Annotated in this window: 22 protein-coding genes; 20 read left to right on the forward strand and 2 right to left on the reverse strand. The window is 67.8% G+C overall.

Annotated features, from left to right (window positions below; all coding sequences use genetic code 11):
* Window positions 1-11 precede the first annotated feature (11 nt).
* The 20 genes from FFS56_RS12315 to FFS56_RS12410 all read left to right on the forward strand — a co-directional run bounded on the left by FFS56_RS12315 (window position 12) and on the right by FFS56_RS12410 (window position 18984).
* A complete protein-coding gene (locus tag FFS56_RS12315) occupies window positions 12-722 on the forward strand; it encodes a hypothetical protein (RefSeq protein WP_230977970.1) in 711 nt (236 codons plus the stop codon).
* Entirely contained in the window at window positions 719-2161 is a 1443-nt protein-coding gene (locus FFS56_RS12320; protein ID WP_137772133.1) for an RDD family protein, read from the forward strand. Before FFS56_RS12315 ends, FFS56_RS12320 begins: the two co-directional genes overlap by 4 nt.
* A gap of 43 nt (window positions 2162-2204) precedes the next feature.
* A complete protein-coding gene (locus tag FFS56_RS12325; protein WP_127011742.1) occupies window positions 2205-6704 on the forward strand; it encodes an FtsK/SpoIIIE domain-containing protein in 4500 nt (1499 codons plus the stop codon).
* A gap of 120 nt (window positions 6705-6824) precedes the next feature.
* Window positions 6825-7112 (forward strand): WXG100 family type VII secretion target, encoded by a 288-nt coding sequence (locus FFS56_RS12330; protein WP_052748607.1) that lies wholly within the window; start codon window positions 6825-6827, stop codon window positions 7110-7112.
* Between the two features lie 77 nt (window positions 7113-7189).
* Window positions 7190-7525, forward strand: a complete 336-nt coding sequence (locus FFS56_RS12335; RefSeq protein ID WP_127011743.1) for a flagellar protein FlgN — start codon at window positions 7190-7192, stop codon at window positions 7523-7525.
* A complete protein-coding gene (locus FFS56_RS12340) occupies window positions 7522-8769 on the forward strand; it encodes a hypothetical protein (protein ID WP_046746674.1) in 1248 nt (415 codons plus the stop codon). The genes FFS56_RS12335 and FFS56_RS12340 overlap by 4 nt, the downstream gene beginning before the upstream one ends.
* Before the next feature lie 19 nt (window positions 8770-8788).
* A complete protein-coding gene (locus FFS56_RS12345) occupies window positions 8789-9292 on the forward strand; it encodes a hypothetical protein (protein ID WP_127011744.1) in 504 nt (167 codons plus the stop codon).
* Window positions 9292-9870, forward strand: a complete 579-nt coding sequence (locus tag FFS56_RS12350) for a hypothetical protein (protein WP_046746672.1) — start codon at window positions 9292-9294, stop codon at window positions 9868-9870. Before FFS56_RS12345 ends, FFS56_RS12350 begins: the two co-directional genes overlap by 1 nt.
* The gene (locus FFS56_RS12355; RefSeq protein ID WP_156172593.1) at window positions 9867-10427 is read left to right on the forward strand and encodes a hypothetical protein; all 561 of its coding nucleotides are present in this window, start codon (window positions 9867-9869) and stop codon (window positions 10425-10427) included. Before FFS56_RS12350 ends, FFS56_RS12355 begins: the two co-directional genes overlap by 4 nt.
* A gap of 113 nt (window positions 10428-10540) precedes the next feature.
* Window positions 10541-10828: a WXG100 family type VII secretion target gene (locus FFS56_RS12360; protein ID WP_052748607.1), complete on the forward strand. Its 288-nt coding sequence runs from the start codon at window positions 10541-10543 to the stop codon at window positions 10826-10828.
* Window positions 10829-10925: 97 nt separating this feature from the next.
* Window positions 10926-11825: a hypothetical protein gene (locus FFS56_RS12365; protein WP_127011745.1), complete on the forward strand. Its 900-nt coding sequence runs from the start codon at window positions 10926-10928 to the stop codon at window positions 11823-11825.
* An 87-nt stretch (window positions 11826-11912) separates the two neighbouring features.
* Window positions 11913-12260, forward strand: coding sequence for a hypothetical protein (locus FFS56_RS12370; protein WP_046746669.1), 348 nt, complete (start codon window positions 11913-11915; stop codon window positions 12258-12260).
* A 13-nt stretch (window positions 12261-12273) separates the two neighbouring features.
* Window positions 12274-13584, forward strand: coding sequence for a hypothetical protein (locus FFS56_RS12375; protein ID WP_137772302.1), 1311 nt, complete (start codon window positions 12274-12276; stop codon window positions 13582-13584).
* Entirely contained in the window at window positions 13584-14174 is a 591-nt protein-coding gene (locus FFS56_RS12380) for a hypothetical protein (protein ID WP_046746667.1), read from the forward strand. The genes FFS56_RS12375 and FFS56_RS12380 overlap by 1 nt, the downstream gene beginning before the upstream one ends.
* A complete protein-coding gene (locus FFS56_RS12385) occupies window positions 14174-15067 on the forward strand; it encodes a hypothetical protein (protein WP_046746666.1) in 894 nt (297 codons plus the stop codon). The genes FFS56_RS12380 and FFS56_RS12385 overlap by 1 nt, the downstream gene beginning before the upstream one ends.
* Window positions 15064-15738, forward strand: a complete 675-nt coding sequence (locus FFS56_RS12390) for a hypothetical protein (RefSeq protein WP_046746665.1) — start codon at window positions 15064-15066, stop codon at window positions 15736-15738. Before FFS56_RS12385 ends, FFS56_RS12390 begins: the two co-directional genes overlap by 4 nt.
* A 113-nt stretch (window positions 15739-15851) precedes the next feature.
* Window positions 15852-16139 carry a WXG100 family type VII secretion target gene (locus tag FFS56_RS12395; RefSeq protein WP_052748607.1) on the forward strand — a complete coding sequence of 96 codons (288 nt, stop codon included), beginning with the start codon at window positions 15852-15854 and terminating at the stop codon, window positions 16137-16139.
* A 166-nt stretch (window positions 16140-16305) separates the two neighbouring features.
* On the forward strand, window positions 16306-16599 hold the full coding sequence (locus FFS56_RS12400; RefSeq protein WP_046746664.1) for a hypothetical protein: 294 nt from the start codon (window positions 16306-16308) through the stop codon (window positions 16597-16599).
* The gene (locus FFS56_RS12405) at window positions 16596-18260 is read left to right on the forward strand and encodes an alpha/beta hydrolase (RefSeq protein WP_137772256.1); all 1665 of its coding nucleotides are present in this window, start codon (window positions 16596-16598) and stop codon (window positions 18258-18260) included. The genes FFS56_RS12400 and FFS56_RS12405 overlap by 4 nt, the downstream gene beginning before the upstream one ends.
* Before the next feature lie 16 nt (window positions 18261-18276).
* The gene (locus tag FFS56_RS12410) at window positions 18277-18984 is read left to right on the forward strand and encodes a hypothetical protein (RefSeq protein ID WP_127011746.1); all 708 of its coding nucleotides are present in this window, start codon (window positions 18277-18279) and stop codon (window positions 18982-18984) included.
* A gap of 21 nt (window positions 18985-19005) precedes the next feature.
* Here the strand turns inward: FFS56_RS12410 and FFS56_RS12415 are convergent, their stop codons facing one another.
* Window positions 19006-19494 carry a dehydrogenase gene (locus FFS56_RS12415; protein WP_052748606.1) on the reverse strand — a complete coding sequence of 163 codons (489 nt, stop codon included), beginning with the start codon at window positions 19492-19494 and terminating at the stop codon, window positions 19006-19008.
* Window positions 19495-19548: 54 nt separating this feature from the next.
* Window positions 19549-20538 (reverse strand): malate dehydrogenase, encoded by a 990-nt coding sequence (locus FFS56_RS12420; RefSeq protein WP_127011747.1) that lies wholly within the window; start codon window positions 20536-20538, stop codon window positions 19549-19551.
* Window positions 20539-20558: the final 20 nt, after the last annotated feature.

Below are 20558 nucleotides of genomic sequence, written 5' to 3' on the forward strand. Positions count from 1 at the left end.
GTGAAGGCGGTGTGACCGTCGAGTTCGCGGGGGAGTACTTCCCGGTCCGTCGAGGCGGGCGGTTCATCGTCGGACGCGAGGGCGACCTCGAACTCGACGACAATCTGTTCCTGCACCGGCACTTCCTGGAGATCACCGACGCCGACGGGCTGTGGTGGCTGTCGAACGTCGGCACGCGCCTCACGGCGACCGTGACCGACTCGGCTGGCGGAGTGCAGGCATGGCTCGCGCCCGGCGCCCGTCTTCCGCTGGTCTTCGAGACCACCACGGTCGTGTTCAGCGCAGGACCGACGACGTACGAGCTCACCCTGCACGCGGCCGAGCCGACGTTCCGTGCGACCAGACGCGAGCACGACGACGGCGGCGCATCGACGATCGGAGACGTACCGCTGACCCTCAGCCAGAAGCTCCTCATCCTCGCGCTGGCCGAGCCGCAGCTGCGCAGGGACGGCACGGGCATGAGCGAGATCCCGACCTCGGCGAAGGCCGCGGAGCGACTCGGGTGGACGGTCACCCGCTTCAACCGCAAACTCGACAACGTGTGCGACAAGTTCGACCGGATCGGTGTGCCCGGCATGCGCGGTGGGCAGCGCAGCTTCGCGACCAACCGTCGCGCGCGGCTGGTCGAACACGTGATCGCCTCGCGCCTGGTCGGCAAGAGCGACCTGCCTCTGCTCGACACTGCGCACGCCGTCGACGAGGCCGAGGGAGAGCAGGAGTGATCTGGGAGATCGACGACCACGCTCCCGAGGTCGAAGGGCTCGACGCGCACGGACGCCCCGACCCCGCGTACGCGGCGTCGCTGGGGCTGCGACCGGCGGGACGGGGAGCGCGTGTTCTCGCCGCTCTCATCGAGTGGACGGTGGCCGTGCTCATCGCGCTTCCGGCCATCATCGCGCTGACTCCCGTGCTCGCTCAGGCGGTGTCGGGGGAGTTCGACGCGGAGACGTTCTTCGCCCGGGGCGACCTGGTGTGGCTCATCGTCGCCGCCGCGGTCTCGCAGGGGCTGATGATCGCGTATGTGGTGGTCCAGCTCGTGCTGCACGGACGCAAGGGAGTGACGCTCGGCAAGGCGATCTGCGGCATCCGCTCGGTGAACGTCCGCACTCTCGAGCGCCCGGGATTCTGGCGCGGTGCCGTGGTCCGGTACCTCGTCGCGTACGCCTCGTTCATCGTGCCGATCGTCGGCCCCGTGCTGGTGATCATGCTCTCGCCGCTCTTCGACATCGAGAAGCGCGGCCGTGGATGGCTCGACCTGGCCGCCGCGACCTGGTTCGTGGACGTGCGGGGCGGCTTGAACCCCTACGACCAGAAGCGCATGCGCATCGCGCGCAAGCGGGTGAAGACGCCGGAGCACGAGGAGAAGGCGCCGCTCCCGTCCCTGGCCACGCCGGTACATCGCGATGCCCCGGCGGAGTACGTTCCGAGTGCACGGTTCTCCGGCGGCGTGATCGGCGCGCATCGATCCGCCGGGGGCACCGCGCCGGAGCCGCAGGAGGCCCCGGGCGTCGGATCCATGGTGTCGGCCGTGCCCCCGTCCCTGGCGACAGGTGCTCCCGGCCCGGCATCATTCTCTCCGGCTCCGGCTCCGGCTCCGGCTCCGGCTCCGGCTCCGGCTCCGGCTCCCGCACCGGCTCCGGCTCCCACACCGGCTCCGGCTCCCACACCGGCTCCGGCTCCTTCTGTCCCCGAACCGGCGCCCGTTCGGCCCCCGACATCCGCTCCTGTCGCCGCCGCAGCGGCACCCGCTGTGGAAACGCCGGCAGCCCCGGACGCACCGGCACCTGCCGCATCTCCCGCGTCCGCACCCGCCGCTTCCCCCGCGCCGATGGGAGTACGAGCGCTCCTGGTGCTCGACACCGGGCAGCGCATCGAGGTGCGGGGGACGACGCTGTTCGGGCGGTCCCCGAGTGCCGCCGCTGGCGAGGGCGAGGCGCTCCTGGTGCCGGTCGTCGACGACACGCGCTCGGTGTCCAAGACCCACATCGCGGTGATGCCGGCCCGACGGGGCGTCTTCGTCGTCGACCGGGCCTCCACGAATGGCAGCGCGATCGTCCGAGGCGGTTCTGAGACAGCGCTGCCGGCGGGACGCCCCGCGGAATTGCAGATCGGCGACACGGTGCGCTTCGGCGACCGGTCCCTCCTGGTGGAGTGGGTATGACCCTGAGCAGTGAGATGCGCCCTCGGCGCGGTGAGGACGAGCGATGAGAGTCAAGCTGACCCTGCGTCGACCCGCGGCACCCCTGACCGACGTGGTCGTGATGGCCGACTCGACGGCGACGATCGCCGACGTGGCGCGGCAGATCGCCACGACAGACCCCGCGCGCAGCATCATGGCGGCGCCCAGCGATGTGCTCACGCTGTCTGTCGCCCCGCCGACCAGCGAGCAGCTCACGATGCTCAACCCCGACCTGCTCGTGGGCGATGCCCCGATCGGCTCCGGGTTCCTCGCCGAGGTGATCAACGTCGGATCCCATCGGGCGTCGGTGGGCGGGGCGGGCACGCACCCGGCCGCCGTCCTCACGGTCGTCGCCGGTCCTGCCGCCGGCCAGGAGTTCCCGTTGCCGATCGGTCACTTCCTGATCGGACGCGACGCCGCGAACGATGTGACCATCGCCGACCCGCTGGTCTCGAAGCGGCACGCCCGCATCGAGGTCGCGGCGACCTTCGTCGAACTGGTCGATCTGAACTCCGCGAACGGCATCCTCGTCGATGGCGGACTCGTGCAGCGGCTCCGGGTCATCCCGGGACAGAGCTTCGTGCTGGGCGACTGCGAGTTCGTCGTGCACATGGTGAGCGATTTCGACGGCTCCGCCAGCGGCGACCCGGTGCTCGAGCGCGGAGGCGCTCTGATGTTCAACCGAAGCCCGCGGGTCGAGGAGCGCTTCACCGGGCAGGAACTGGACGAACCCCGCTACCCCCGCGACCAGCCGTCCCGGCTGTTCCCCTGGCCCATGCTCGTCGCGCCGATCCTGCTGGCCGTCACGATGTTCAGCATCACGCAGCGTCCGGCGTCCCTCCTGATCGCGGCCGCGTCGCCGATGATGATGTTCGGGAACTTCATCTCGCAGAAGACCAACCTCGGTCAGCGTCTGCGCAAGGAGGCGGAGTCGTTCGAGGAGCAGTTCGAACGCCTGGAGGAGACGCTCTACCACTCCCACCCGAGGGAGCGGGAGGTGCGGCAGAACGAGGTACCGGCCGTCGCCGTCGTGTTCGACGAGGCGATGCGGCTCGGACCCCTGCTGTGGACGCGACGCCCCGAGCACTGGAACTTCCTCGCGATGCGCCTGGGCGTCTGCGAGAGCGAGGCGCGCACGCGCATCAAGCGCACCGAGAGCCCTGACGCGCTCGTCGAGTACGTCGAGCGCGTCGACCGCCTTGAGGAGCGGTACCGGATGATCGACGACGTGCCGATCCTGGAGTCGCTCCAGAGCGTCGGGTCGATCGGTGTCGCCGGTCCCACATCGCTGGCGAGCGACGCGCTCCGCGGCATCGCCGTGCAGCTGTTCGGCACGCATTCGCCGAACGAGCTGGTGACGGTCGCGCTGACCGAGCCGGGCTGGGCCAACGAGCTCGACTGGCTCAAGTGGTTGCCCCACACCTCCAGTGAGCGCAACCCGTTCAAGGAGATGCCTCTGGCAGACTCCGCCTCGACCGGCACGGCACTGCTCAGCGGCCTGGAGGAGATCGTCCTGCGTCGCTCGCGGGAGTCGAAGTCCGCCCGGCCCCCGTACGGCGCCGACTGGGACCCGATGCGCTACGGCACCGACGTCAAGCGCGCCGCCGAAGACGCGACATTCCCCGGCCAGACGGCGATCCTCGTGATCATCACGAACGATGCTCCTGTCGATCGCGCCCGGCTGACCCAGATCCTGGAACGCGGTGCCGACGTCGGCGTGTACGCCCTGTTCGTCGCTCCCGTGGTCGAGGCGCTGCCCGCCGCGTGCCGCACGTTCGTCGACGTGAGCGCAGGGCTCGGCGATGCGGTGGTCGGCACGGTCCGTAGCGGCGTGGACTATCGCGGAGTGCAGGTCGAGGGCGTCTCGCACGCCTACATGACCATGTTCGCCAAGCGGCTGGCCCCCGTCGTCGACTCCAGCACCGTGATCGAGGACTCCTCCGACATCCCGAACTCGGTCAGCTTCCTCTCCCTGGTGGGCACCGAGGTCGCGGAGGACGCGAACGCGGTGATCGACCGCTGGCGCCAGAACAACACGATCATCGACCGCTCCGGCGCCCCGCAGGCCCGGCTGAAGAAGGCGGGGAACCTGCGCGCCATCATCGGGCAGTCGCAGACCGACGCGATGACCCTCGACCTGCGCACCCAGGGTCCGCACGCCCTCGTCGGCGGGACGACCGGTGCCGGTAAGAGCGAGTTCCTGCAGGCCTGGGTGCTCGGCATGGCAGCCGCCCACAGCCCGGATCGCGTCACCTTCCTCTTCGTCGACTACAAGGGCGGCTCCGCGTTCGCCGACTGCGTCGACCTGCCGCACACGGTGGGCCTGGTCACCGACCTGAGCCCGCACCTGGTGCGTCGCGCCCTCACCAGCCTGCGCGCCGAGCTGCACCACCGCGAGCACCTCTTCAACCGCAAGAAGGCCAAGGACCTGCTCGAACTCGAGAAGCGGCGTGACCCGGAGACTCCGCCAGCGCTCGTGCTCGTGATCGACGAGTTCGCCGCGCTCGCCGGAGAGGTGCCGGAGTTCGTCGACGGCGTCGTCGACATCGCCCAGCGCGGTCGCTCCCTCGGCATCCACCTGATCATGGCGACGCAGCGACCGGCCGGTGTCATCAAGGACAACCTGCGGGCGAACACGAACCTGCGCGTCGCGCTGCGCATGGCGGACGAATCCGATTCGAAGGATGTCGTCGACGATCCGGTGGCGGCGACGTTCCCGCCCTCGCTGCCGGGGCGCGGCATCGCGAAGACCGGTCCGGGACGCCTCGTGCCGTTCCAGTCGGCCTACGCCGGCGGATGGACGACGGACGAGGCGCAGGTCGCCGAGGTGAAGGTGGCGGAACTCCGGTTCGGCTCCATCCAGACCTGGGAGGCCGAGCAGGCTCCGGAGTCCGAGTCCCACGACGAGGATCTCGGACCCAACGACCAGAAGCGCATCGTAGCGACGCTCGTGAACGCGGCACGTGCGGCTCGTATCCCCGCGCCCCGACGTCCGTGGCTGGACGACCTCGAGGGGGCCGTCGACATGCGCGACCTCCCGGTGCTCGGCGACGGACAGGTGCTGCTCGGCAAGATGGACGTGCCGGAGCGGCAGCTGCAGGAGCCGGCGTACTTCCATCCCGACAAGGACGGTTCGCTCCTCGTCTACGGAACGAGCGGGTCGGGCAAGTCGACCGTGCTACGCACCATCGCGATCGCGGCGGGCTTCGACCCCGCGCATTCGAACGTCGAGGTGTACGGACTCGACTTCGGTTCCGGCTCGCTCAAGAGCCTGGAGATGCTCCCGCACGTCGGCTCGATCATCTCGGGCGACGACTCCGAGCGCGTGCAGCGCGTGCTGCGCTCGCTGGCTGCGGTGCTGGATGACCGCGGCAAGCGCTTCAGCGCTGCCAACGCCTCGAGCCTCACCGAGTACCGCGAGCTCACCGGTCGGGACGAGGCGCGCATCCTGCTGCTGATCGACGGCTTCCCGCAGTTCCGCAGCGAGTGGGAGTCGACCACCGCGCGGATGCCGTTCTACCAGACCTTCATGCGCATCCTCGGCGAGGGTCGCCCGCTGGGCGTGCACGTGATCGCGAGCGCCGACCGTTCCGGCTCCGTGCCCACAGCGGTCAGCGCGAACGTCTCGCGGCGCGTGGTGCTGCGCCTCTCGGATGAGTCCGGTTATGCGATGCTCAACGCGCCCAAGGATGTGCTGGACGAGCGTTCCGCGCCCGGTCGCGCCATCGTCGACGGCCGCGAGACGCAGATCGCGACGCTGGGCGGGACCCCGAACGTGGCGGAGCAGACCAAGCTGCTCGAGGGGCTCGCGGAGAGGCTGCGTGCGGCGGGAGCGAGGGAGGTGCCGGAGATCGGCGCGCTGCCCACCCGCCTGTCGGTGCGCGACCTGCCCGATCGCCTCGGCGAGTTCCCGGTGCTCGGTGTCGCGGAGGACACCCTGGCGGCGCGCGACTTCGACCCGGTCGGCACGTTCGTCGTGGCCGGTCCGCCGTCGTCGGGCAAGACCAACGCCCTCAAGTCGCTCATCACCTCGATGCGGCGACTCGACCCGGCGACCGTGCTGTTCCACTTCGGAGGCCGTCGTGCCCAGCTCAAGGACTACACGAGCTGGACGCGCAGCGCCGTGACGCCGGAGGACGCGAAGGAGCTCGCCAAGGAGATCACCGAGCTGATCGCCGACGACTCGCTCCCGACGAGAGTGCTCATCGTGGTCGAAGACGTGCCCCAGTTCGCCGACAGCCCGGCCGAGCGCGAGATGAAGGCCCTCTTCCAGGCGATCAACCGCAGCGACCACCTGCTCATCGGCGATGCCGACGTCACGCAGGTCACGAGCGGCTTCGGGTTCATCGGCGACTTCAAGGCCGGGCGCAAGGGCATCATCCTCAAGCCCGATTCCTTCGACGGCGACGCGGTGTTCAAGGTGCCGTTCCCGAAGGTCAAGCGCACCGACTTCCCCGAGGGGCGAGGCATCTTCGTGCAGGCCGGACGCCAGGTCACGGTGCAGCTGCCGCTCGTCAAGGGGTAGACGACGGCCGCAATCGTCGATGGGGAGTTGTCCCCATCGACGGAGGCGCGGATATTTCCATAGGGTGGTGTTATTCGGGCCGGAGGGGTCCGGTTCTCTCGATTTGCGGAGGTGTGGACGATGGCCGATTTCGGTGCGTCTTATGCGGAGATGGAGCAGGTGGCGGGTTCGCTGTCGCAGGCTCGTGATGACATTCAGGGTCAGCTGGACACGCTGAAGGGTCAGGTCGACACTCTTCTGGGTGACGACTTCAAGACGCAGCATGCGTCGGGGAAGTTCGGTGAGGGGTACACGGAGTTGACGACGGGTCTGAAGACGGCGGTCGATGGCATCAATGACATGTCGGAGTCGCTGCTCGGGATGATGCGGGCGATCCAGGATCTGGACCAGCAGCTCGCCGGCAGCTGACACAGCACCCTAGATCGAAGGGGTCGACGGGATCCGTCGGCCCCTTCTCACCGCCCCCGCTGGAGAGGACGTTCGCGATGGACATCATGCTCGATCTGGACCGGCTCCGACTGACGAAGACCGGCCTGACATCCTCGATAGATGCCTTCGAATCGGCGGCTCAGACCAACGATGCGCTGGAGAGCTCCGTCGGAAAGCCGGACGGACGTTCCGAGCTGCGGCAGAAGGTCTCCGACTTCGAGGACGACTGGAAGTCGAACCGTGGCAAGCTGCAGAAGAACCTCGACGAGATCCTCAAGCAGCTGACCGGGATCATCGATGGTTGGGAGCAATGGGACTCCGAGACCGCGAACGGATTCGAGAACCCGACGAGCACCGCAGACGTCTCGGTAGGAAAGGCCACACCACGATGAGGTCTCCGTTCACGCAGCACGAACTGCGACCGCTCGAGGGGAACCCGACCGTGATCTGGGATGACGGCGACGGATTCGTGAAGCTCGCCGCCACGATGTCCGAGACGGCGGTGCTGCTCACCGAGATCGGCGACTCCAGCGTGCACAAGAGCAAAGGCACGGACAAACTCGGCGACATGGCGCGGGAGTCGTCGAGTGACCTGTCGGATGCTGCGGTGCGCTACGAGGGGACGGGCACGGCGCTGCGCACCTATGCGGATGCGTTGAGGACCGCGCAGAACTGGCTCGACCTTCACCTCGACGAGGTCGAGCGCGCGGAGAGGGACTATCAGAGCGCGCTCGATGAGAAGGAAACCGCCGACCGGAACCAGGCCTCGGTCGATCATCAGTGGCCGTGGGAAGACGAGCCGACGCAGGCCGACAAGGAAGCAGCGTCCGGTGCTGTCGACGCGGCGAACACCTCGCTCACCGGAGCGAAGGCGGATCGCGACGCCCAGTGGCGCAGTTTCGACCATGTCTTCGGGGCGTGGTCCGATGCGTATGACGATGCCGTCGAGGGCGTTCAGAAGGCCATGGACACGGCCGACAACGGCGACGGATTCTGGGGATTCGTCGACGACCTCCTCACCGTCATCTCCGTCGTCCTGATCGTTCTCACGATCGTCGCGCTGATCATCGGCGCCCCGTTCACTGGGCTGTTGGCGGGGGTGCTCCTCGGACTCACCCTCCTCAGCCTCGGTCTCACGGCGCTCAAGTACCTCGACGGTCGTGCGACGCTGGGCGATGTCGGGCTCGCCGCGCTCGGCCTGCTGCCGTTCGGGATCGGGAGGGTGCTCTCGAAGGGCGTGCCTGCGCTCGGTGCCGTCCTCAGCGGCGGACGGGGTGTGGTCACCTCGGTGATCCGCGCGGGCCTGCCGCGCGTGCGGCTCTTTCATCCGTCCACCTGGGCGACGCCGTTCCAGTGGCTCGCAGCCCCTATCCGTTCGATGTCGAACCTGCCCAGACCGGGTCTCTTCGTCAACCCGTTGCGGACGATCGTCAACGGCGGCCCCGAGGTGCAGCAGATGCAGCGATTCCTCACGACGATGCACAACTCGCAGTGGGGGACGAATCCGGCCGTGCAGCAGTTCATCGCGGCGACCGCGTCGCACTTCCCCTCCAGCCTGGTATCGCGGCTCAACGCGGTGAACTGGCTCGGATCGACGAGTCTGAGCGTCTACGGGTCGATCACGGCGCCCTGGTGAAGGCCTACGCTTGATTCTCATGACCTCCCCTCGCGCCTCCGTGCACAAGCGGATGACGACGATCTACCTCCTCCTACGGATGATGCAGGCGGCGGCGCTGATCGTCTATCTGGTCGGGTCTTTGCTTCTCACCGGAGGACAGATCGCCGCAGGTCATGCGCCGATGTGGGGCGTTGCCATCGACTACCCCCTGTTCTCTTTTCCAGGGCTGCTATCGCTCACTGTGTCCGTCATCGGTCTCCTCCTGGCCGTCGCTGTTCTGGCTACCGCGCGTGTGAAGGATTCCGGTCGAGTGGGTGGAGCGTTCGCGGCGACGGGTGCGGCCGCCGCGTCATCGGCGATGTTCGCCTGGATGCTCCCTTCGGAGGAGGCGACCGAGGCGACGTTGCGGTGGGCAGCGGCCGGTGTCGACGGGGCCGCTACCCTGCTTCTGATGATCGCAGCGCTGATCCTCGCCGTCCGGGATGACCGTGCTCGTCAGCGTGAAGGACGCCCGATATGGACCCCCGGTCAGGAAAGCTGATGGCCGAAGACGAGCCCGGCGGATTCAGCATCCTGTTCCCGCCGGGATGGACACGGTACTTCATCGATGATGAGGGGCGAAAAGCCCTGACCATGCGGATGTCGTCGCAGATTCGAGCGCTCGGTCGCCCCGATCTCGATGTCGAGGCGCGGATGCTGATCAGCCAGCAATGGAAGCAGATGCAGGCGCGGAGTGTCGGTGCGGTCTACCTTCCGGACGCGATGGGGGACGACTCGACACCTCTGCCGATGTCGTTCGCGCTGATCCAATACGTCGCTCGTCCCGGAGCCGATTTCGAGTCGGCGTTCCGCGACATGGCGAAGGGGACCGTCGAAGCTTTCGACACGTCGATCGGTCGGATTCTGCGGACCCACAGCGAGCGCCGCGGCACAGACGAGCTCGCGGAGGTGATCGGGCGGCAGATCGACTACGGCATCGCGCTTCCGAACCCGCGCGACCGTCGCGGCATGATCGTCTCGACCTCCATCACCACGCTCGACGATACGGCACCTGATCTGGTGCAGGGGCTGATCGAGCTCAGCGACACGATCGTCGAGACGTTCCGGTGGCGTGCGTGACCGGCTACCGGGTGCTGCCAGACCAAGCCGCCTGGCTGACACTTCCGCTCGAGTTCCCGTGGAAAGACTTCGTCGATGACGTCTCCTGGGCCGCCGAAGTTGCAGATGACCGAGCAGTTGCCGAGGCGCCTGCGGCCGTCCGCACGGCGATCGCCGAGAGCGCGCTCACTCTCGTGCGCGCCGAGCCGCCGCTTCCGGGGGTGCAGGAGCGATTCTGGTGGCTCCCCTCGATCGGCGGATCGGTGGTCGTCGCTCACCTGACGGCCGTCGAACTCGACGAGTCGCTGGGCGCACAGCCCCTGGAGTCCTTCGTCTTCCTCGGTGCCGGAGGCATGATCCAGAACATCATCGAGGTCGAGGGAACGGCGTTCGATACGGCACTGGACTGCGTGTTGCTCGTCGCAGTCGAGGACTCGACCATCGCGCTGAGGCGTCTTCTCGGGCGGACGGCGCGGATGCTGCTCATGCTCGATGTGTTCGTCGATGACGGCGGTGCGCTCCACGAGGCGCAGCACGATATCTCGGCGCTCTTCACCTCGATCGAAGTGGTGCACTGATCGTGCGCGTGGATGGGGAGTTGTCCCCATCGACGGGGGCGCGGATATTTCCGTAGGGTGGTGTTATTCGGGCCGGAGGGGTCCGGTTCTCTCGATTTGCGGAGGTGTGGACGATGGCCGATTTCGGTGCGTCTTATGCGGAGATGGAGCAGGTGGCGGGTTCGCTGTCGCAGGCTCGTGATGACATTCAGGGTCAGCTGGACACGCTGAAGGGTCAGGTGGACACTCTTCTGGGTGATGACTTCAAGACGCAGCATGCGTCGGGGAAGTTCGGTGAGGGGTACACGGAGTTGACGACGGGTCTGAAGACGGCGGTCGATGGCATCAATGACATGTCGGAGTCGCTGCTGGGGATGATGCGGGCGATCCAGGATCTGGATCAGCAGCTCGCCGGCAGCTGACACACAGCGCCACCCGCTGGCACAGCGGCGTTTCACGAAGAGGGTCGACCATGACGGTCGGCCCTCTTCGTCGCATGGGGGCGTCTAGCCTGGGAGCATGAGTGCGTCTGAGGCTGTCGAGGAGTCCGAACGTGGTGTGCTGGAGGCGAATGCGCCCCTGGCCGCGCTGCATGAGGCAGCGGGAGTCTCGGGTGATGCGCGGATGCGGGAACTCGCGGCCCACATCGCGTTCCCGTCCTGGCCGGGAGCCACCTCCGCGACCGCGTTGAAGCGGGCCGCGCAGGAAGCGGAGATCGCTGCGGTGCTGGACGAGTACGCGAACTCCGCCCGCCCGCTGATCCGGCCGGCTGACCAGGAGCGCTGGGAGCTGCTGGTCGCCGACATGCAGCGCAGAAGCGGCGAGGGGTTCCTGGCGGATGAGCTCGGGCGCAGCGCGGTGGGAGCCTCACTCCTGCGGGCGAGGCTTGGCGGACGTCCGCATCGGGCGCAGCAGCGCGGCGGTATCGACTGCGCATGCGGCTATGCGGTCGACGGTGTCATGCCGGAGAAGCTGTGTCCGGAGTGCGGGGATGTGCTCCTGCGGCGCTGGGTGGCCGAGGAGCGGCGACTGCTGCGGTCGATGCCCGAGTACGCGGAGGAGGTCACGCAGGTAATCGAGGCGACTGCGCAGAAGCAGGCCAAAGTGGCCCAGAGCCGTGGCGACTACACGGCCGACGAGGCGAGCGCGACGCGCAGAGCTGGCGGACGTCGACTCGCGCGTCTCCGCCGCGCCCACCGCGTCGAGCTGGCGACGCTCGACCTCCGCCGTTGGTCGAGCTTCGCCGAGATGCTTTCGCGGGAGGCGCGCCCTGCGGTCCGGACCACCGCCGCCGAGGCGCAGAAGCGCGGTCTCGGTGCGGCGGCGCTCACGGAACTCTCCCTCCTGTCGATCGCCGACACGATCAAGATCGCCGAGCGCATCCTGGAGAAGCGCAAGAACAGCAGCTGGAGGGTGTGAGGCGCGGGCAGATGGGGAGTACTCCCCATCGCGTCGTGCCGCCCTTCCCAGTAACGTCGTAGCGTCCGGGAAAGAAGGAGGGGGACCATGGCAGGCGAACGCATGCTCGTGCCGATCAGTGATCTGCAGACGACCAGCGAGAAGCTCACGGCGATCGTGGCCGAGCTGGAGTCCGCCGCGGCGAAGCAGGACGACGTCGAGAACGCCGTCGGCAGGCCCTACGGCGACGGACGGCTCAAGGATCGCTGCCACGACTTCGAGGGCAGCTGGAACGACAGTCGCGACAAGCTGCTCACCAAGCTCAAAGAGGTCGCCGATCGCGTCAAGGGAACGGTTGACGAGGTCATGAGCCTCGACACCGAGATGGCGACGTCGATGGAGCAGTCGGGTTCGGGTAGCGCGCCGGGCGCCGGACGTCAGCCGGCAGCGGTCTAGGGGAGAGAAGCAGATGCAGACGAACAAGGGGCGTGACGTCGAGGTCGTGGCCGGGGATGCCGTGGCGATCGCCGACCGGGGAACGAAGATCGTCGAACTGGGCGACAGCATGGTCAGTGCCGCCGCGACGCTCAAGGGGATCAAGGACGGCTCCATCGACGGCGAGGGCTACGCGATGGACAAGATCAAGGACGTCGTCGACGACGTCCACAAGGATCTCGACGAGGCGGGTCGCCGCTACAAGCCCGCAGGCACGACGCTGAGCAACTACGCCACGGCGCTCGAGACCGCGCAGAGCCGCATGCGCACCATCGTGGCCGACTGCCAGACCAGCCTCACCGAGCTGCAGACCGCGCAGTCGAACGCCGCCGACGCCGCCGACGCGCTTCAGGCGCACAACACGTCGACGCGGCTGAACCCGCCGGCGGGAGAGGACGCGGCGGCGAACACGACAGCCGGCACGAATCTCGCGAACGCCGCCTCCGGTGCGGCATCGACCCTGAGCACCGCGGAGACCACGCACAACGACAACCTCGATGCGTTCGACGGCGAGTACGACACCTGGCACACCGCTTATGAGACCGCTGTGTCGGGCCTCACCGATGCCAACAAGATCGGCGAGGACTCCACGTGGGAGAACATCGCGGGTGTCCTCGCGGTCGTGGCCGAATGGGTGAGTTGGATCGGGCTCGCGATCGCCGTGCTCGGACTCATCATCGGCGGACCCTTCTTCGCGATCGCGGCACTCGTGGTCGGCGTCATCGCGCTCGCTCTGACCGTCGCCCTGATGTTCGACGGACGGAAGGGCTGGGGTGATCTCGGTTGGGCCATCATCGGAATCCTCCCCGTCGGCAAACTCGGCAAGATCTTCTCCGGGAAGACGAAGTTCGTGGAGGAGTTCGTGGGGCAGTTCCGTAATCCTGTGCAGCAGATGAGGGGCTTGCGAGGCTTGGCGGGCACGGTGACGCCGTGGCGCGGCATCGTGTCCCAGAACTTCGGGGCGTACGCATCGCGCGTTTCCGGTGTCCGCCAGTTCGGGAACAACCTGCTAGGCGGTATGGGTGAGCGCTTCTTCTTCGGTGCGAACAGGTCGTTCGGTGTCGCATTCAGTGATGCCGTCTCCTCGACGGGGCCACGGTTCCAAGAGGTGCTTCGCGGAGCGATGCCGAAGGGACTCGAGGCGATCGCCACCGCTCCGACGAATTCGATGTTCGAAGCCGCGTGGAACACCTACAAGTGGGCGGACCGCGCAGTGGGGCTCTCCGGGGGTGGGAAGCCTTCTGGCGGGTTGTCGCCGGCTGGGCTCGTGAACGGGCTGTTCTGATGGCAGAGGGTGACGCGTTCATCTGGGACCTCGACTTCGATGCCGCCTGGTTCGTTCCCCTGCCCCGGACGGATGCGAGCCGGATCGGTGCGGAGGAGGCCGAGAGGTGGACGGAAGCAGCGCTCGCGAGGCTCCCGCGCACTGCGACGTCCGATCCGCAGAGCGCCGAGCTGCTGCGGGCTACCGCAGGCGCACTGCTGGCGCAGGCCGAAGAAGGCGTCACCCGATTGTGGTTCGCTCCGCAGAGCATGTACAGCGATCTCCTCGTCACGATCAGCGTGTCGCGGGCGTCGGGACCGGGGAGTGACGCAACGGTGAATGTCTTCGACGGTGCACGGCTGTCGGCAGGATTCGACGTGGTCCCGCTGCAGACCGAGACCCACGGCAGCGGCTTCATCGTCCGTCGATCCACTCAGTTGGAGGGGGACCAGCCGCTCTTTATCACGCAATGGACTGTGCGACTGAACGACGGCACGTGGAGCATCCTTGTCGATACGCTGGGGACGACCCTTCCCGCCTTCATCTTGTTCGAGGAGCAGTTGATGCGTCTGATCCTGGGAATCCGTGTCCCACAAGCCGCGGACGCCTGATGGTGGCACGCGCGGAACTCGTCGGAATCGAGCAGCAGCTAATGGCGCAGTACCCGGCCCTGGCCGACCGGCATACGGCGGCGGCGCGCGCGGGGGCCGAGCGGATTCGGGATCTGATCGAGCGGCGTGACGCGGTAGGCGATGCGGATGCGGAGGCCTTCGCCCAACACCTGGGCTCGATACAGCGCTCAGCGGTGGCAGGGTATGCCGCGTCCGTGCGCGGCATTGTGCAGGCCGACGATGTAGCCCGGTGGATCAGCGTGAGGGATGCGCTGAAGCTGAGTGCTTACGATGCGCTTCTCGGTGAAGTGGACGCGCCGGGGGCGGCGTCGCTGCTAGACGCTCTTGAGGCGGTGCCCGAGGCCGGGGCGACCGTGGGCGAGCTGGCGACCTTGGACCAGATGCTCGCTGCGATCGACGACAAGTGCACATGCGGGTATGCGCGCACGGGGGTGCTCCCCAAACAGACCTGCTACGTCTGCGCCGAAGCAATCACAGCGGCGTGGATGGCGGAAGAGGACAGGATTCTCCCCCGCGTGCCGGAGCTTCACCGCGAGCTCGATGAGCTGTTCGATGTGCTGGTCGATCGTCTGGCGCAACTCGAACTCACACGCGACGGCGACACCTGGGCCTTGTTCGAGCATGAACGGCGGAAGGCCCAACGTCAACTCGCTCGGCTGAACCGCTCAGCGCGCAAGGAGATCTTCGACGGGATGTTGACGACCTGGCGCGAGCTCGCCGCCGCGGCATCGCACGACCATCGCCCGATCGCCCGATCGCTGGCCAAGGGGTGGAAGCGCTCCGGACTGGGGACAGCACGCCTCAGCACGCTGACACTGCAGGGAAATCCAGAGGTCAAAGCGCGAATGAAGAAGATAGCGCAGCAACGATGAACGAGATGAACGACCTCGGCGTGGAATTCCGCTTCGGCATCCCGGCCTTCCGGCTCGTGCTGCCCCCGGGGTGGAAGGCGCACCTCCCGACGAACGCGGGACAGCAGGAGGACGTGCGCAAGGCGAGTGCGATCTTCATGCAGGCGGGACGCCCCGACCTGGATGCGGAGTTCCGCACGATGATGGCCCAGGCCAACCAGGGCATGCGGCGCACCAAGGTGTTCGCCATCTATCGTCAGGAGGACGTGCCGATGGAGGAGCTGCTGCCGCTGTCGATCACGGCATCCGCTCTCGACGCGCCGGATGGCGAGAACCTCGACGCCTGGGTGACGGAGGCGTTCCGCGCGCGCGGGGCGGTGTTCCTCGACGAGAACCTCAAGCACATCGTCAGGTGGTCGGCCGAGACGAAGCGTCCGGCCGGCGCACAGGCGATCGACGGCGTGAGTGGACGCACCCTGACCTACATCATCCCGGTGCCGGGAACGCTGCGTCGCAAGGCGCTCGTCTTCACGTCGACCATCGTGATCCCCGACGGCGACGTGATCCCCGCAGAGGTGCTCGACGGCATCGAGCTGCTCAGCGACGCCATGATCTCGACCTTCGCCTGGGAGCAGCTGGCCGAGGAGCCCGCGGTGCCGGCGACCGCCGAGGAGCAGGCAGACCGCGGCTGATCGCGCTCGTGGATGGGGAGTTGTCCCCATCGACGGGGGCGCGGATATTTCCGTAGGGTGGTGTTATTCGGGCCGGAGGGGTCCGGTTCTCTCGATTTGCGGAGGTGTGGACGATGGCCGATTTCGGTGCGTCTTATGCGGAGATGGAGCAGGTGGCGGGTTCGCTGTCGCAGGCTCGTGATGACATTCAGGGTCAGCTGGACACGCTGAAGGGTCAGGTCGACACTCTTCTGGGTGATGACTTCAAGACGCAGCATGCGTCGGGGAAGTTCGGTGAGGGGTACACGGAGTTGACGACGGGTCTGAAGACGGCGGTCGATGGCATCAATGACATGTCGGAGTCGCTGCTCGGGATGATGCGGGCGATCCAGGATCTGGACCAGCAGCTCGCCGGCAGCTGACACACAGCGCCACCCGCTGACACGGTCTCGAGAAGGGGTCGACGGTTCGCCGTCGGCCCCTTCTTCGTGCCCCGGGTCCCGAGACCTGAGCCGATGGGCAGTTCTCCCCATCGGCTCATCGCGCACGCCCGGGGTAGGGTGAGTTCGGCGGAACCGGGGGGTGGCCATGTCAGATGTCGAGATCTTCTACGCGGAGTTGAACGATGCCGCGAGCGGGCTGACGAACGCGACCTCCGAGGTCCTGACACAAGCGGCGAATCTGCAGGGTGAGGAGACCGGCGTCGAGAACCCGGCGCACCGCTCAGCACTGCGGCTCGAGATGCACCGACGGCTGACCGCGCTGCACGACCGCGCGTACGATCGCATCGAATCGGCGGGATCTCTCGCCGCGGCGATCTCTGCCATTGCGAGCAAGTACTCCGACCTGGATGTCGAACTCACCGGCGGGAACCGACCATGAGCCTCACATCGCCCAATCGCGGGTATCCGCTCGAACGCCTCGAGGGCAGCAGCGGCTCGATGGCGTATTGGAGCACCCTGTTCACCCGCGTGGCCGAGCGGTTGGGCGACCTCCGCACGGCGGTGCACTCCGCCCAGGAGCTCCCCGGGGTCGGCCACGCTGTCACGGCAGTGCGTGCCGACGCCGACGGCATCGCGGCGTCGCTGCCCGGCGACATCGCCGAGGCGCAGCTCCTCGCCGGCGTCTTGCAGCGCTATGCCGACGCGTTCGACGCGCACGCCAAGGCGGCCAACGATCTGATCGACGACATCGAGACCGCGCACGCCGAGTGGTCCCGGCTCGACATCGCCGCTGACCGGGCCGGTCGCGCCGCCATGGCTGCCGCCTACGGTGACGATCAGTCCGAGATCGACAGTACGACCGACGCCGTGAACGAGGCGATCGGCGATCGTGATGCGGCCGAAGACGTCCTCGACGAGCTCTGGAGCCAGTACGAGCGGCTTTACGGCGACTGGGATGCCGCCTACGATGCGGCCCTCGCCGAACTCGCCGGAGGCACAGGTGTCGCTCTGACGAACGAGGCACGCGACCTGCTTGCCGACCTGCTCGCGGCCGCGGGGCCCGAAGAGGTCGCTCGACTCTGGGCGGAGAATCCCGAGCTGCAGCAGGAGCTCATCGACAACCACCCCGCCATCGTCGGCAACCTCGACGGGGTGCCCTGGGATGTGCGGGCGGCCGTCAACGCCGCGCGGCTGGATCAGTTGCTCGAGACCGAACCGGCGGGCCCGCACCGTGACGACCTCGAAGCGATCGCGCGGGCGCTCAACACCGGCGGCACTCCGGCTCCGAACCTCATCAGCTTCGACCCGGACGGCTCGGAGCAGGTGACCGCGGCGATCGCATACGGAGACCTGTCGACGGCTTCCGAGATCAACACGCTCGTCCCCGGGATGAAGGGCAACGTGCATGACCTGCAGTCATGGGGAGAGTCGGCGAAGGCGCTGAACTCCTCCGTGGGTCCCGGATCGGCGACCGTCGTCTGGTTCGGCTACGACACACCGGAGCTCCTGGAGGAGCCTGCGATGGACCGAGCCGAGGACGGTGCGGCCTCGTTGCGCTCGTATCTGCTCGCCGTCCGCGCGCTCTCGCCCAGTGCCGATGTCAACGTGATCGCGCACTCGTACGGCAGTACGACGGCGGCGCTCGCGATCGGCTCGCAGCCGGATGGGCTCGGTGTCACATCGTTCGTCGCGGTCGGCTCCGCCGGATTCCCCAACGACGCGGCCGTGGTGGAGAACCTGACGAACGGCGAGCCACCGCAGATCTACGCGACGATCTCGGAAGACGACGCCATCGCTCGTGTCGGTCGGGCCACGGCTCCCGGGCATCCGGTCAGCCCGGAGCGTCTGCCGGGGACGACCGTGTTCGACAGCGATGGCGGCGTGAGCGCATCGGGTGAGAGCCTCCCGTCCGCGACCGGACACGATGCTCTCGGACCCGGCGCATACCTCGAGCCGGGATCGGAGTCGTTCTACAACGTGTCGGAGATCATCCAGACCGGGGAGCCCGGTACTGTACGCGGAGGCGAGGGCAGTACGCAGGGCTTCTGGGATGCGGGCAACTGGTGGATCAGCGATGAGTATGCCCTCATCGACTTCTGAGCGAATGGAACGGCGAATGCGCGGGAGATGGCAGCGCGGGATGATGGCGGCAGCGGCCGTCGGATTGGTGATGACGATGACGAGCTGCGGAACCACGCCGGCACCGGAAGGCGATGCACTGTATCGCGAGGGCGAGAAGAACTACATCGCCTACTCCACGGTCATGCACGATGTGATCATGGCGGTCCACGAGGGTGACTGGGCCGTGGATCAGGGCTCGTTCGGCGCCTCTCCGATTCCGTGCCGCATCGACGGCGACGTGGCGGGATACACGTTCTCCTGGGCGCGGGTGCTCGAGCCGACCGAGGAGATCGACGTGGACGCGGTGGTCGCCGCTGCGACGTCGGCTTTCGAGGATGCCGGAGTGGAGGCGAGCACGACACGATTCGGCGAGGGGGATCGGCAGGAGGTGAACGTCATCGGCACGGGCGGCGACGTGGGCCGCGGAGTCGTGACGATCCGTCCCGGTCGGAACCAGATCTCCGCGACGGCGACGCCGGGCTGTATCCGCGGCGATGCTGCAGCGCTCTCCGACATGGTCTTCGGCGGGGAGCTCGCCTATGACGGGGCTTCGCTGCGTTTCCCCGCGTTCGAGGGCCCCGACTGGCAGCCGCGGTTCTACTTCCCCGAAGAGGGGAGCCCGGTGTACTACAACGAAGACGGAACTCCCATCGAACCCCAGCCGACGACGACCGACTTCCCCATCGCGCCCTACGGCGACTGAGGGCAGTACTCGGGCGGCGCCTCAGTGCGTCGAGGTGTGCACGGCGGCCGCGTCGGCCAGGTGCCGGGCGTCGTGGTTCAGCACTTTGACGATGATGCCGTGCTTGCGCAGCTCGGCGACGGTGCGTGCGCCCTCGTCGGCGTCGAGGCCGAGCGCCTTGATGTTCACGACCACGACGACGTCGCCCGTGCGCAGCGTTGAGATGAGGCGGGCGAGGCGGTCGTTCCAGCTCTCCAGGATGTCGGGTGCCGGGTGGCGGAAACCCTCGATCGGCACGCCGAAGCGAGTGAGGTCCTCGCGCTGCTGGACGACCGACGGCATGCCCTCTCGCGACACGACGAGGCCTACCAGGCGCGAACCGTCGGGCCGTGCCGTCCAGAAATTGCGGTTCTGCTGCAGCTCGGTGAAGCACTTCGGGCACGCTGCGGCATCATGCGGCAGGTGCAGGGGGCTCGTGAGAGCCGCATCGACCGATGCCGTGGTCTTCGTGGGATCAATCGTCTCGCTCATCGCGCACCTCCGGCATCCATTCTGCCCTGTCGTCGTGCGTCGCGGTGACCGGATTCACAAGAGGCCGAGCGCCTGTACGGCCTCACGCTCCTCGACCAGCTCCGCGACGGAGGCATCGATCCTGGCACGTGCCCAGTCCGTCGGTTCCAGCCCTTCGACGATCTGCCACTCGCCGTCTACCGACCGCACCGGGCACGACGAGATCAGGCCTTCGGGAACCCCGTACTCGCCGTGGGAGACGACGCCGGCCGAGGTCCAGTCGTCGGTGCCGCGCACCCAGTCGCGCACGTGGTCGATCGTCGCGCTCGCAGCCGACGCCACGGACGAGGACCCCCGCACCTGGATGATCTCGGCTCCGCGCTTGGCGACGCGAGGGATGAACGTCTCGTCGAGCCAGGTTGTCACGTCGCCCACGATCTGCTCGAGCGGCTCGAGCACGGGGCGCCCCCCGACCGTCGCATGCGAGATGTCGGGGAACTGCGTCGCCGAGTGGTTGCCCCAGATGGGAACCCGCCGAACCGTGTGCACCGGCACGCCGAGGGTCAGCGCGAGCTGGGCCCGCGCGCGGTTCTCGTCGAGGCGCGTCAGAGCCGTGAACCGCTCGGCGGGCACGCCGTCGGCGGAGGCTGCGGCGATCAGGGCGTTGGTGTTGGCGGGGTTGCCCACGACCGTGACCCGGACACCGGAGGCCGCGTTCGCGGCGATGGCTGCACCCTGGGGGCCGAAGATGCCGCCGTTGGCGGCGAGCAGATCGGCGCGCTCCATGCCGGGCCCGCGCGGACGTGCGCCGACGAGCAGCGCGAGGTCGGCGCCATCGAAGCCCACCGCCGCGTCATCCGTCACCTCGACGTGCTCGAGCAACCCGAACGCACCGTCCTGCAACTCCAGTGCTGCGCCCTCCGCCGCACCGAGTCCCTGCGGGATCTCCAGCAGTCGCAGCCGCACCTTCTCGTCCGGCCCGAGCAGGTCTCCGGCCGCGATGCGGAAGAGGAGTGCGTAGCCGATCTGTCCGCCCGCGCCGGTGATGGTGATCGTGGTCGTCATGCCCCGAGCCTACGTCCGTT

This window comes from Microbacterium sp. Beta (assembly GCF_005502545.1).
GTDB classification, from domain to species: Bacteria; Actinomycetota; Actinomycetes; order Actinomycetales; family Microbacteriaceae; genus Microbacterium; species Microbacterium oxydans.